Origin of the sequence: Flavobacterium flevense, from assembly GCF_900142775.1 — a bacterium.
In the GTDB taxonomy this organism is placed as follows: Bacteria; Bacteroidota; Bacteroidia; order Flavobacteriales; family Flavobacteriaceae; genus Flavobacterium; species Flavobacterium flevense.
In genome coordinates this window covers 98,912-112,408 of sequence record NZ_FRCC01000007.1, presented here as the reverse complement: position 1 = coordinate 112,408, position 13,497 = coordinate 98,912, and the positions used below count along the sequence as shown (strand labels likewise).

Genomic DNA, 13,497 nt, shown 5'->3' with positions numbered 1-13,497 from the left:
GAATTTCTTAACTTTGTAAAATGAAAGAGAAGACAATAAGAGAAGTTTCTAAGTTTAATAATGAGCTGAAACTACAAGGTTTTAAAGCGTTTCAGATAGAAGAAGATGGTACCGAAACACGTACCTACAGCCGGAAAGAGTTCTACAAAATTTGCCTTACAACAGGAAAAAGTAAAATTCACTATTCCGATAAAACATACGAACAGGAAGGTACCATCCTGTTTTTTGGTAATCCACATATTCCTTATTCGTGGGAAACAATTTCAACCAGCTACGTGGGTTACACCATTCTTTTTTCGGAAGATTTTTTTAAAAATTCCGAACGTTCGGAAAGTTTACAACAATCTTCTTTTTTTAAAATTGGAGGCACAGCTGTTTTAAAAATTTCTGAAGAGCAAAGAATTTTTCTTAATACTATTTTTCAAAAAATGATTACTGAACAGGAAAGTGATTATGTCTTTAAAGATGAGTTGATTCGCAATTACATCAGTCTTATTATTCACGAATCTTTAAAAATGGAGCCTTCTGAAAATTACGAACACAACAAGAATGCATCGTCAAGATTAACGTCGGTTTTTCTGGAACTCCTGGAAAGGCAATTCCCCATTGAAACCATACAAAATCCACTTCAGTTAAGAACAGCCCAACAGTATGCCCAACATCTAAATGTACACATCAATTATTTGAATAGAGCCGTAAAAGAAGTTACCGGAAAATCTACAACGACACATATTACGGAGAGAATTATCACCGAAGCAAAAGCACTTTTACTGCATACCGACTGGAGTATTTCAGAAATTGCGTATGCACTCGGATTTGACTACCCTACATACTTTAATAATTTTTTCAAAAAACAAACCGGAACTAATCCGTCTTCTTTTCGCTTATCCGAGGTTTGATTTTCTTAATCTTTGGTTTGATAATCTTTAACAGCATACTTCAAAGCTGTGATACCTTTGTATCAGATAATCAACTCCATAAAAGATGTCAGATCCAACACCTATTTCAAATTCAGAATTTTCTGCAAACGATATTTTCAAAAGACTTTTAGAAGGGCAAACTATACTTCCTGATGACCTGCAAAGGGGCAGATTAAGGGAGGAAGCTTTTGCTGTAAAGACGTTACTCAATCAAATGAATAATGCTGCAGACCCTGTAGAGATTTCTGCACTATTTAGCCGAGTTTTAGATCAGGAAGTTCAGGACATTACCATTTTCACACCGATTTACATTAATTACGGAAAACACATCAACATGGGCAAAAATGTCTTCATCAATTTTGACTGCACCTTTTTGGCATTGGGCGGAATCACTATTGAAGATGATGTCCTGATTGGACCCAAAGTCAGTCTCATTACCGAAAATCATCCATTAAATCCTCACCAAAGAAAAGGACTTACCGCTAAACCTATCCATATCAAAAAAAATGCATGGATAGGTGCAAATGCCACAGTTCTTCCTGGTGTTACCATCGGAAAAAATGCTGTAGTGGCAGCCGGAGCCGTTGTTTCTAAAAATGTACCTGACAATACTATCGTTGGCGGAATTCCCGCAAAAATGATAAAGACTATAGACTTTTAGATTAAAAAAATTAACAAAAAACAATTCGAAAATAAGATGAAAAAAGCATTAGCAATCGCAATATTATTTGGGATAACCGGACAATTATTTGCACAAAAAACAAAAACAAATTCAGAAATAATGAATACCTCTACAGAACATTACACTTTCAAACTGAGTGATAAAGTAAGCCGTCAAAAAGTAAGTTTTAAAAACCGCTATGGAATTACTTTATCAGGAGATTTATACTTTCCTAAAAATACAGATACTTCAAAACTAGCTGCATTAGCAATCAGCGGACCTTTTGGGGCAGTGAAAGAGCAATCATCCGGATTATATGCTAACCAAATGGCTGAACGCGGCTTTGTAGCACTGGCTTTCGACCCTTCTTATACAGGCGAAAGTAGTGGCAAACCCAGAAATGTAGCCTCTCCGGAAATCAATACGGAAGATTTTAGTGCGGCAGTTGACTTTTTAGGACTTCAAAAAAACGTGGACAGAAACAAAATTGGCATCATCGGAATCTGTGGTTTTGGCGGTTTTGCTTTAAATGCAACTGCTATTGACAAACGCGTGAAAGCTGTTGCTGCCACAAGTTTATATGATATGACAAGAGTAATGTCTAAAGGATACAACGATATTGTAACGCTGGAACAAAGAACTAAAACATTAGAAACTTTGGGGCAGCAACGCTGGAAAGATGCCGAAAACGGGAAACCGGCAAATGGTCCTCGTAATTTACCGGAAACCTTACAAGGTGACGAACCACAATTTGTAAAAGAATATTTTGATTATTACAGAACAGCAAGAGGTTTTCATGTCAATTCTGTCAACTCAAACGGAGCCTGGCTAATTACCAATCCCATTTCGTTTATGAATATGCCGATTTTAAGTTATGTAAAAGAAATTTCGCCCCGACCAATGCTGTTGATAGCCGGAGAAAATGCCCATTCAAGGTATTTTAGTGAAGACATTTTTAAAACGGCTAATGAACCAAAAGAATTGATAATTATTCCTGATGCAGTTCATGTAGACTTGTATGACAAATTAGATATTATTCCATTCTCTAAACTAGAATTGTTTTTTAAAAAACATTTAAACTAACACAAAAAATAACTGATTTAGTGTTTTACAAGTAAATCAGAGCTAAAAAAATGATTCTATAAATAAAAAATGACGCCATTAAAACTATTGGCGTCATTTTTTATTTGGAAAGAAAGAACCTTCTATTTAACAATAATTTCTTTTTTCGAATTAATTTTTACTACAGTGTAAGGATAGCTAATAACTTGCATTACCATAGCATTAGGATCCGGATTAATTTCCCTTACTTTTATTACAATATTTTCATCTGTTTCAATAACGCTGTCTACCGTTATGCTATATCCTGATGTAGGTTTTTGTCCCATGTTTAAAATCACAAAATTAGACTGTTGTACATCAGCTGTATTTATTTTCCCTTTTAACTTTTCATCATTCAACAGCATTTTAATTTCATTGGGTTCAGAAAGGATTTCATAAAAATGAATGTTGCCACCGCCATCATTTTGTTGCAACAAAATTTCATACATTGGTTTTGGATAGTCAGCAGTTTTTTTATTTGAACCACAGGAAAACAACACTAAAGCAAGTACTGACAAAAGAAGGATTTTTTTCATTTCTATAGAATTATTTATTGTGAGGTTTACTCAGGTGTTTTGCTTTTTTATTATACTTTTTAATGGCTTTTTCATAAATATCAATATACAAAGGCAAAATATGTTTGATATCAAATTTCTGGGCAACTGTCAAAGCATTTTCTTTAAATTGAGCTAAAACAACATCATCTTTGAGGATTTTTAATGCATTTTGAGCCATTTCATCAATATTTCCTACTTTGCTTAAATACCCGGAAACTCCTTCAAAATTCACCTCTGGTAAACCACCTGAATTACTGGAAATCACAGGAACTCCCCAAGCCATAGCTTCTAAGGCTGCTAATCCAAAACTCTCGGTTTCTGATGGTAACAAAAACAAATCGGAATTGCTTAACAGCTTATCAATTTCATTACTATTCCCAAAAAAGATTACTTTATCTAATATTCCTAGTTCCTGACACAAAATCTCCGCTTTTTCTTTCTCTGGACCATCACCCACCATTAGCAATTTAGCTGGAATATTTTGTTGTATTTTATCGAATATTCTAATAATATCCGGTATTCTTTTTACTTTTCTAAAATTAGAAATATGGGTAATAATTCGTTCTTCGGGTTTAGCAATAAGCGTTCGCTGGCAAGGAACATTATATTCTTTATTGTTTTTTTCTAATTCGATAAAATTAGGAATTACATGAATATCTCTTTTAATATTGAACAACTTATAGGTATCCTCTTTTAAACTTTGCGATACGGAAGTCACCACATCTGATTTATTAATACTAAAACTTACTGCCGGTTTATAGTGCGGATGATTGCCTACCAGAGTAATATCAGTTCCGTGAAGGGTAGTAATCATTGGGATTTCGATTCCTTCATTCTTAAGCATTTGCTTAGCCATATAGCCCGCATAAGCGTGTGGAATAGCATAATGCACATGCAGAACATCAATTTTATAAAGTTTAACCATATCGACTAACTTACTCGATAAAGCTAATTCATACGGCTGATAATGAAACAAAGGATATTCCGGAACGTTTACTTCGTGATAATGAACGTTAGGATTTAATAATGCCAAACGCACTGGCTGGCTATAAGTAATAAAATGAACTTCATGTCCCAAACGGGCTAATTCTAAACCTAATTCGGTAGCGACAACACCACTTCCTCCAAAGGTAGGATAACAAACTATTGCTATTTTCATGTATAAAATTTAGTACTACGAAAATACTCAAAAAGGAATAAAAAAGAGTTAAATTAAGTTAAAAGTAAGAGCTTCTATAGGTAATTGGTTAATGAAATTGTCAGTCTGAGCCTGTCGAAGACAATCGTATAGAAATCAGCACGCACTTCGAGAAATCCTTTCGACAGAAAAGCAAAAACAGGAAAATCAATTTATTATACCCCAAACAAGAGTTAAACGATCAAAGAAAATGAGGCATAAAAAAAGGAGAAAAAAAATTTCCTCCTTTTGTTTTATTAAAAAAATCTGCTGTGCCAGCTGTCAGCTGCAGGGACTTCCCAGGATTCGTTGTATTCCTGAATATTGTTTATCAGATTATTAAAAACAATGGTGTTTTCAGTTACCGCTTTATCTTTTACCATTTTTTTGAAATCAATCAATGGTTTATGAGCAATGTGTTCTCCTAATTTAAAAGTTACATTCATTTTATCCAATAAATCAACGCCGTACTTTTGCTCTAAGCTTTGGATAAAAACTACCGAAGCATCAATAGAACAACCTGTAGCAGCCTGAACTTCCTGATTGACGGCAATAATTATAAAACGATTGTATTTTAACTGATAAGAAGCTTCTAAACTGGTACCGTGTGCGGCCCAGCCTTCCAGAAACTGTTGTAAATCTTTTTCGATTTCAGAAAATTCGGCATCCGAAAATTTTCTGTTTGATTGATAAATCCAGATTCTGGATTCTTCCGGTAAATTTTCAAATGGTACGTACATTTTGATTTTAGATTTTAAATTGTTGATTTTAGATTTTTAGTAAATCAGAAACTCCGTTTACAAATCCTGTGCATTAGCGATCAGTTCGGCAATATCCATCACCTTTACTTCACCTTCTTTTTCTTTATTCTTTATTCCGTCGGTCATCATGGTGTTACAAAACGGACATCCGGTAGCAATAATATCGGGAGTTGTTTCAAGGGCATCTTCGGTTCTCTCTACATTAACCTCTTTATTTCCTTTCTCGGCATCTTTAAACATCTGGGCTCCTCCTGCTCCACAACACAATCCATTAGCTTTAGAACGCTTCATTTCTACTAATGCTACATCTAATTTCTCTATTAAATCACGCGGTGCTTCATATATTTTATTGGCTCTGCCTAAATAACAAGGATCATGAAAAGTGATTTTTTTACCTTTAAATTGACCTCCTTCAATAGCTAATCTGCCATCATCCAATAAAGATTTTAAAAATTCAGTATGATGAATTACTTCATATTTACCACCTAACTCAGGATACTCGTTTTTTAAAGTATTAAAACAATGCGGACAGGCAGTAACAATTTTTTTAGCTTCATAAGCATTCAAAACCTCAATATTCATCATGGCCTGCATTTGAAACAAAAACTCATTTCCTGCTCTTTTTGCCGGATCTCCGGTACAACTTTCTTCGGTACCCAAGACTGCAAACGAAACATTAGCACTATTTAATATACGTACAAATGCTTTGGTAATTTTTTTGGCTCTATCGTCAAAACTTCCTGCACAACCTACCCAAAACAAAACTTCAGGTTGTTTTCCTTGAGCCAACATTTCTGCCATTGTAGGTACTATCAAATTTTCTGACATTTCTTTCTGTTTAATCGTTGATTTGTTAATTGTTTAATCGGTTAAAATACATTATCGAATAAACGGTTCAACTATATTTCGTTTTTCCAATTCAACCTGTCTTGCTGATTGTATGGCCACGGTGCTCCATTATTCTCTACATTAGTCATCATAGCATTTAAAGTTCCTGGTGCAGCACTTTGTTCCATAACTAAATAGCGACGCATATCCATAATGATAGACAGCGGACTAATGCTTACAGGACATTCCTCGACGCAAGCGTTACAGGAAGTACAGGCCCAAAGTTCTTCGGGAGTAATATAATCGTTTAGTAATGTTTTATTATCCGGAACAAAAACACCTTTATTAGCATCTATATTCTTACCCACTTCTTCCATCCTGTCGCGAGTGTCCATCATAATTTTGCGAGGCGATAACTTTTTACCGGTTATATTTGCCGGACAGGCAGAAGTACATCTTCCACATTCGGTACAAGTATAGGCATTCAGCAATTGTACCCAGTTTAAATCCTGAATATCACTGGCTCCAAATTTGGCAGGAACTTCATTAGCGTCAGCAGCAGGAGCAGCAAACGGATCTGCATTAGGATCCATCATCATTTTCACTTCTTTAGTAACTGCTTCCAGATTATCAAATTTTCCTAAAGGTTTTAAATCAGCAAAATAAGTATTAGGGAACGCTAACAGAATATGAAGGTGTTTCGAATAATATAAGTAATTCATAAATATTAAAATCCCAACAATATGCAACCACCAGAATAACTCATAAAATAAAGCTACTAAATCACTGTTTACACCGTTAAACAAAGGAGCTAAAAATTGACTTACTGGAAAAGAACCCGCTTTAACAAAATGAGAATAACCTCCGGAAACATTTTGTAAATGCAAATCAGAAGCATTCATAAAAAGAAACAAGAACATTAATATTGTTTCAAAATACAAAATGTAATTAGCATCATTTTTAGGAAATCCGTTCAAATCAGGATTTATAAAACGTTTTAATTTGATTACATTTCTTCTGATCCAAAATACCGTTACTGCAACAATAACCAGTAAAGCTAATATTTCGAAAGATGCTATTAATACATCATAGAAACCACCTAAAAAAGGAGCAAAAATTCTATGTGTACCAAATAAACCATCAATAATGATTTCGAGTAATTCAATATTAATAATTACAAAACCTGCATAAACGATGATATGAAGCACACCGGCAATGGGTCTTTTAACCATTTTGGACTGCCCTAAGGCAATCATAGCCATGTTTCTCCATCTTAGTTTTGAATTATCTTTTCGGTCAACATCAATTCCTAAATTTACATTTCGGTAAATTTTTTTGATATTAGAAATAAAATAGCCAAAGGCGATAATTAAAATTATTGCAAATAATATATTGTCTAAATAACTCATATATTGTTATTATTTAGTAGAGGTACTATCAACAGGTGCTTTGTAAGGCTTATTTTTCTTTCCAAAAAGAGAAACATTAATGTATCTTGTAGGTGAAAGTCGCACATCCTGTAACAATAATTCTAACTCTTTAGTTGTTTTTGTCAGGTTATCATAAAAAGCATCGTCTTTTAACAATTTGCCCATACTTCCGTTTCCTGATTCTAAATCAGTCATAATTCCGTTCACTTTTGCTAAGGTAGCATTCAGGCTTTTGACTGTTTTTCCTAAATCGGCTTTATTCAAAGAATCGGATATTTTAGAAAAATTGCCCGACATCTTATTAAAATTAGAAACAGCTCCGTTGATTTGCGCTTTGTTATCAGTAATTAAAGAATTCATTCCCGCCGAAGCCTGATGGAATTGCTCCATAGTTTTACTTAATTCAGCTATGGTTTTCTTTAAATCTTTTTGAGTTTGCTGATCTAAAACCGTATTAATTCCGGTAACCAAAGTATCGATATTCGTTAATACTTTCTCTAATTTATCCTGAAGCGGAACTAATTTTTTACTTAAGGATTCCGTCATTCCCAGCTTAACATTTCCTGCCAGCTGATCTCCTTGCTCAACAACCGTTTTGTCTGCCAAGTTAGGCTCAATTAAAATTTGTTTTCCCCCAATAAATCCCGGCTCATAGATAACAGCACGACTGGACTTTGAAATAGGAAAATCAGTTTTAATTTGCAGTTCAACTAATAGTTTTCCATCGTTAGGATTTATTGAAATTTGCTCTACTTTACCAATAACCAAACCGTTTAAAGTAACTGCCGCTGATGGAGCTAAGCCCTCTACACTATCATATTGTACATACAATTTAGTATATGTATTAAAAAGATCTCTCCCTTTTAAAAAACTATATCCCCAAATAAATAATAATATAGATGCAATTACTAAAATTGCTGTTTTAATTTCTCTTGTTAGTTTCAAAATATAAGTATTTAATGCAAATTTAATATAAATATTAAAACTTGACGTTATTTAATTGCTTCCTGAATATCTATTTTAACTCCGTCCCTGTAGGCAACTAAAAATGCTGAAGTATATCCCTTAGCTTTTGCCTCTGACAGAAGTTCTCTTGAAGCCTCATAATCACTCGTTTGACCATAAAAATATTTGTAATTTCTACCAATAGGCTCCATAGACAAATCTTTTAAGCCTTTGAAATTTTTAGGAACTAATGCTAATTTTTTGCTCGAAAGAGCTAATTGTACTTTAAAAACAACATCTTTCTTTGCCTCAACTACGGTTTCTTTTTTAGGAACTACCGGTTCAGGAACTGCTGTTTCAGCCATTTTTTGTGCGGGTTTTACAGTCACTTCTGTCTCTCCTGCTCCAAAATATTCATTTTTATAGCTGATAATCGCATCTGCAATAGCTCTTGCAATATCATTTTGTCCCTCTTCTGAGTCTAAAATATTTCCTTCAACATAATTAGAAACAAATCCTGTTTCAATCAGAATTCTAGGCATATAAGCCTTGTGCAGTACCATAAAAGGAGCTTGTTTCACACCTCCTCCTCTTACTTTTTTGCCTAAAGCTGCAAAACCATTTTGCACTTTACTGGCTAAAGAAATACTGTTATCTAAATATTCCTCCTGCATTAACGTAAAACCAATCATCGTTTCGGGAGAATTAGGATCAAAACCTTCGTATTTTCTGTGATAATCTTTCTCCAGAGTAATTACCGAGTTCTCCTTTTTAGCAGCTTCTAAGTTGGAAGCAATTTTACTCATACCCATAACATAGGTTTCGGTTCCGTCAGCTGATGTATTTCTATTGGCATTACAGTGAATGGAAACAAAAATATTCGCATTAGCTCTGTTAGCAATATTAGCTCTCTCCTCTAATCCTATAAAAACATCTGTTTTTCGGGTATAAATAACATCAATCTTAGGATATTTTTCCAGTATCTTTCCTACTTTAAGTACTATTGCTAAGTTGATATTTTTTTCCACATGACCATTATACGAAGCGCCAAAATCATGATCCCCATGCCCCGCATCCAGTGTAACTTTAAAAACATCTGACTGACTATAAACAGAATTACAAACTAAGATTAATAATACTACTGCGGTAACTTTTTTAATTTTAACTATTAATTCCAAAATCTTTTATTTTTTTTTATCTATTAAATCTATCAACTATTTTTTTACTCTGACTATAAATGCTTTTAAATATCCGGCATTTCGTGCTTCTAATTGCTTTTTTTTAGCTTCTGCAAAATCAGAAGTGGCTCCAAACATATATTTATAAAGTTTATTCGAAAACTCATAAGATACATTTTTTAATCCTTTAAAATTGTCTGGTTCCAATTTTATTTTTCTCGTACTTGCTAAAAGCTGTATTTTATATAAATTGGCAGCGGAATCGTTGTTCGTTTTATCTGCAACTTCATCGTGGGCTTCAGCAGCTGATTCAGTTGTTCCGTAATACTGACGTTTGTAATTCAAAATGGCATCTGCAATTTGTTTTGCCATCTTGGTTTGCCCTTCATCCGAATTTAAAAACGCTCCCTCTGTTTTATTAGATAAAAAACCCAATTCAATTAAAACACTGGGCATATAGGCTGCATCTAAAACCCACAAAGGTTGTTGTTTTACTCCTCTGGAACTTCTCTTTAATTTTTTGGTAAAATTATTCTGGATTCCGGAAGCTAGTCTAATACTGTTATTTAAATTCTCCTCCTGAACCATTGTCAATCCTATCAATGTTTCGGGTTTTTTAGGATCAAAGCCCTGGTATTTAGTTTTATAATCTTTCTCCAGTAAAATAACCGAATTTTCGCTTTTAGCCACTTCCAGATTCATATCATATCTGGACAATCCCATCACAAAAGTTTCTGTACCATGTGGTCCTTCATTTTTAACTGAATTACAATGTACGGATACAAATAAATTAGCTTTTGCATTATTTGCCACCTTAGGTCGGTCAGCCAGTTCAACAAATACATCAGAAGTTCGGGTATAGATCACTTTCATGCCCTTTTCATTTTCCAGAAAATCACCAATCTTTAAAACGGTTTTAAGTGCTATTTTTTTTTCTACAAAACCATGATAGGAATTCCCGGGATCTTTTCCCCCATGTCCTGCATCTAAAATGATTGTAAAAACTTTATTATTCTGAGAAAATACGGAACTGAATCCCAACAACATCAAAATTGTTATAAAAAAAAAGTTCCTGCTATTAAATTTCATTTTTAAAAGTTAATTTAATTAAAAACACTATGCTTATAAATTTTGTATTTGACTATTTTTGACGAAAAATAATCTGTAAGTTTGACAACTCAAAAAACAAGCCATAATTTTACAAAAATAGCATTTATACCTTTGCATACAAACTTATTTCATATCGTTTTATTATCAATTTTCCTCACATTTGGGGCATCCAGCATATATTCACAAGATATTAAAAAAACAAAAGGCATTGTTGTCAAGCAACAAAACAAAGTTACAGATACCATTAAAGACAGCAGCATAGTTAGTACTGACACTATAAAAAAAGAAAATGACAGTATTAAAAAAGACAGCATAAAACCCAAAAAAGCTTTCCTTGACGGAAAAGTAAAATACAAAGCTCTAGGATACACCAAATTAGATAACAAACAAAAACTCACAACTTTATATGATGAAGCCGAACTTTATTATCAGGATGTTGAATTAAAGTCGGGTATAATTATAATGGATTATGAAAAAAATGAGGTTTATGCAGGCAGGATTAAAGATTCAGCAGGCAAATACACACAATACCCTAATTTTAAACAGGGTACAAATGTTATAGAACCTGATTCGATTCGTTTTAATTTTAAAACTAAAAAAGCTTTAATTTGGAATTCAAAAACAGATCAGGGAGAATTTAACGTCAAGGCTGCCATTACCAAAAAAGAGAATGATTCCGTTTACTTTTTAAAAGGTGCCCGCTTTACCACCTCGACCAATAAAGAAAATCCGGAATATTATTTTAGAACTTCAAAAGTAAAATTCATACCCGGAAAAAAAGTAATCACAGGATTAACAAACCTTGTTATTGCCGATGTCCCCACTCCTATTGCATTGCCTTTTGCTTTTTTTCCAATGAACAAGGAAACCAGTGTTTCCGGTTTAATACTACCCAGTTATAATGACTCTAATACCCGAGGATTCTCTTTGCAAAACGGAGGATATTATTTTGCTTTAAGTGATCATTATGATTTAACGGTACTGGGGGATTATTATACAAATGGTAGTTATGGTATGCGTTTTGAATCCTCTTATGCCAAAAGGTATAAATTCAGAGGGAACGTAAATGTACGTTTTGAGAACCTGATTAACAGTGAGAGAGGATATCCGGATTATTCTAAGCAAAATATTTACAATATTCAATGGTCACACTCGAGAGATACTAAAGCCAATCCAAATTCGAGTTTTTCTGCTTCTGTAAACTTAGGAAGCAGTAAATATTTCCGGCAATCCATCAATCAGTCTAACATTGGATCCTCATTAAACAACACGCTGAGTTCTTCTGTTTCTTACTCAAAAACATTCAATATTATTCCTCAGGCACGATTATCATTATCAGCTACACATTCTCAAAATACCCAGACAGAATCCATCAACATGACGTTGCCTACACTGCAATTCAGTCTGGACAGGATGTATCCTTTTGTTGGAAAAGACGGAGTAAAAAAAGGTTTCTTTAAAAACATCAATTTACAATATAACTTAAACGGTCGAAATTACATTACCACAACTGATTCGCTGTTTTTCAAGCCTGAAATGTTCAGAGATGCCCAAATAGGGTTTCAGCACAGTATTCCGCTGAGTACTAACTTTAAAATATTTAAATACTTCAGTGCTTCAACATCGGTAAACTATGAAGAAATTTGGTACACTAAAACCATTCGTAAAGCTTATGATGAAAATCAAAGTGCCGTAGTAAATACAACCGTAAATGGTTTTGATGCTTATCGAACTTATAATTTCTCCGCCAGTTTAGGAACCACAATTTATGGTACTTTTAACTTTGGTGAAAACAAAAAAATTCAGGCTATCAGACACGTTATGAGACCTTCTGTATCGTATGCTTATACTCCTAGTTTTGAAAAATATTACGATACTTATGCCTCTGATGCCAGCGGAAATATGGACAATAAATACACCCGATTTGAAGGTGGTATTTTTGGAGCTCCGGGATTAACAAATTCCAACACGATGGGAATAAGCATCAGTAATACCTTTGAAGCTAAGGTAACTGATAAAGATTCTACCAAAACAGAACCTAAAAAAGTGATGTTGCTCAACAACTTAAACCTTTCTACCAGTTATAATTTAGATGCTGATGGTGTTACCGCATTAGCATGGTCACCGGTAAGGGTAAGTACGGGAGCACAATTTTTCGAAAACAAATTAAATGCCAATTTTGCTGCCACTTTAGACCCGTATGCCATTGATAATTCAGGGCAACGAATCAACACCTTCAACATTGAAAACGGTGGAAGTTTATTTAGAATGACGAGTGCTAATATTACTTTAAACTACGCTTTATCCAGTAAGGATGGTGATGATGATAAAAAAGATAAAAATACGGATCAGACTACCCGAAACGGTGGTCGTGAAGATGATCTGTTTGGAACAGCAACTGACTTAACTGACAACCGGAAAAGTATGTTTGACGGCAGCGAAGAAGAAGGCGAAGATACCATTTCGGAGTTTTTCAGGTCTAAGATTCCATGGGATATGACCTTTGCTTATTCCTTTACATACGGAAATAACAACAGAGAAAATAAAATTACCGGTAACTCTGTAATGATATCTGCCAATACGGATTTGACTCCAAAATGGAAAGTAGGAGTTTCTACCGGATATGATTTTGTTCAAAAAGGAGTAACTTATACACAATTGCGATTTGAGCGTGATTTATCGAGTTGGAGAATGAGTTTAAACTGGATGCCTTTTGGGAATAATGCCAACTGGAATTTCTTTATCGGAATTAAATCAGGTATATTGAGCGATATTAAATGGGAAAAACGAAATTTCAATAATCGTTAATTTCTCTTCAAAAACAACTAT

Annotated in this window: 12 protein-coding genes; 4 read left to right on the top strand and 8 right to left on the bottom strand. The window is 33.9% G+C overall.

Going from position 1 to position 13,497, the window contains the following annotated elements:
• The first annotated feature begins 20 nt into the window (after nt 1-20).
• The 3 genes from BUB89_RS12535 (at nt 21) to BUB89_RS12525 (ending at nt 2,664) form a co-directional block, all read left to right on the top strand.
• The gene (locus BUB89_RS12535; protein ID WP_073245593.1) at nt 21-899 is read left to right on the top strand and encodes a helix-turn-helix domain-containing protein; all 879 of its coding nucleotides are present in this window, start codon (nt 21-23) and stop codon (nt 897-899) included.
• An 85-nt stretch (nt 900-984) separates the two neighbouring features.
• Complete coding sequence (locus BUB89_RS12530) at nt 985-1,581, top strand: DapH/DapD/GlmU-related protein (RefSeq protein WP_073245591.1); 597 nt, start codon at nt 985-987, stop codon at nt 1,579-1,581.
• A 36-nt stretch (nt 1,582-1,617) separates the two neighbouring features.
• Complete coding sequence (locus tag BUB89_RS12525) at nt 1,618-2,664, top strand: alpha/beta hydrolase (protein WP_073245589.1); 1,047 nt, start codon at nt 1,618-1,620, stop codon at nt 2,662-2,664.
• Between the two features lie 122 nt (nt 2,665-2,786).
• On the opposite strand, the gene BUB89_RS12520 is transcribed toward BUB89_RS12525, so the two are convergent.
• The 8 genes from BUB89_RS12520 to BUB89_RS12485 all read right to left on the bottom strand — a co-directional run bounded on the left by BUB89_RS12520 (nt 2,787) and on the right by BUB89_RS12485 (nt 10,647).
• A complete protein-coding gene (locus BUB89_RS12520) occupies nt 2,787-3,218 on the bottom strand; it encodes a protease complex subunit PrcB family protein (RefSeq protein WP_073245587.1) in 432 nt (143 codons plus the stop codon).
• A 10-nt stretch (nt 3,219-3,228) separates the two neighbouring features.
• Entirely contained in the window at nt 3,229-4,398 is a 1,170-nt protein-coding gene (bshA, locus tag BUB89_RS12515; protein ID WP_073245585.1) for an N-acetyl-alpha-D-glucosaminyl L-malate synthase BshA, read from the bottom strand.
• Between the two features lie 275 nt (nt 4,399-4,673).
• Nucleotides 4,674-5,156 (bottom strand): ABC transporter ATPase, encoded by a 483-nt coding sequence (locus BUB89_RS12510; protein ID WP_073245583.1) that lies wholly within the window; start codon nt 5,154-5,156, stop codon nt 4,674-4,676.
• 57 nt (nt 5,157-5,213) lie between these two features.
• Nucleotides 5,214-6,005: a (Fe-S)-binding protein gene (locus tag BUB89_RS12505; protein ID WP_073245581.1), complete on the bottom strand. Its 792-nt coding sequence runs from the start codon at nt 6,003-6,005 to the stop codon at nt 5,214-5,216.
• Between the two features lie 71 nt (nt 6,006-6,076).
• Nucleotides 6,077-7,414, bottom strand: a complete 1,338-nt coding sequence (locus BUB89_RS12500) for a 4Fe-4S dicluster domain-containing protein (protein WP_073245579.1) — start codon at nt 7,412-7,414, stop codon at nt 6,077-6,079.
• A 9-nt stretch (nt 7,415-7,423) separates the two neighbouring features.
• A complete protein-coding gene (locus tag BUB89_RS12495) occupies nt 7,424-8,380 on the bottom strand; it encodes an MlaD family protein (protein ID WP_073245577.1) in 957 nt (318 codons plus the stop codon).
• A 47-nt stretch (nt 8,381-8,427) separates the two neighbouring features.
• A complete protein-coding gene (locus tag BUB89_RS12490; RefSeq protein ID WP_234982642.1) occupies nt 8,428-9,549 on the bottom strand; it encodes an N-acetylmuramoyl-L-alanine amidase family protein in 1,122 nt (373 codons plus the stop codon).
• Nucleotides 9,550-9,594: 45 nt separating this feature from the next.
• Entirely contained in the window at nt 9,595-10,647 is a 1,053-nt protein-coding gene (locus BUB89_RS12485; RefSeq protein WP_073245573.1) for an N-acetylmuramoyl-L-alanine amidase family protein, read from the bottom strand.
• An 81-nt stretch (nt 10,648-10,728) separates the two neighbouring features.
• Here BUB89_RS12485 and BUB89_RS12480 point away from each other — a divergent pair, with 81 nt between their 5' ends.
• Nucleotides 10,729-13,476, top strand: coding sequence for a putative LPS assembly protein LptD (locus tag BUB89_RS12480; protein WP_073245571.1), 2,748 nt, complete (start codon nt 10,729-10,731; stop codon nt 13,474-13,476).
• The last annotated feature ends 21 nt before the right edge of the window (nt 13,477-13,497 follow it).

Coding starts and splice junctions, on each gene's coding strand:
- BUB89_RS12535 (WP_073245593.1), top strand. CDS start 21: ATGAAAGAGAAGACAATAAGAGAAGTTTCTAAGTTTAATAATGAGCTG.
- BUB89_RS12530 (WP_073245591.1), top strand. CDS start 985: ATGTCAGATCCAACACCTATTTCAAATTCAGAATTTTCTGCAAACGAT.
- BUB89_RS12525 (WP_073245589.1), top strand. CDS start 1,618: ATGAAAAAAGCATTAGCAATCGCAATATTATTTGGGATAACCGGACAA.
- BUB89_RS12520 (WP_073245587.1), bottom strand. CDS start 3,218: ATGAAAAAAATCCTTCTTTTGTCAGTACTTGCTTTAGTGTTGTTTTCC.
- bshA (WP_073245585.1), bottom strand. CDS start 4,398: ATGAAAATAGCAATAGTTTGTTATCCTACCTTTGGAGGAAGTGGTGTT.
- BUB89_RS12510 (WP_073245583.1), bottom strand. CDS start 5,156: ATGTACGTACCATTTGAAAATTTACCGGAAGAATCCAGAATCTGGATT.
- BUB89_RS12505 (WP_073245581.1), bottom strand. CDS start 6,005: ATGTCAGAAAATTTGATAGTACCTACAATGGCAGAAATGTTGGCTCAA.
- BUB89_RS12500 (WP_073245579.1), bottom strand. CDS start 7,414: ATGAGTTATTTAGACAATATATTATTTGCAATAATTTTAATTATCGCC.
- BUB89_RS12485 (WP_073245573.1), bottom strand. CDS start 10,647: ATGAAATTTAATAGCAGGAACTTTTTTTTTATAACAATTTTGATGTTG.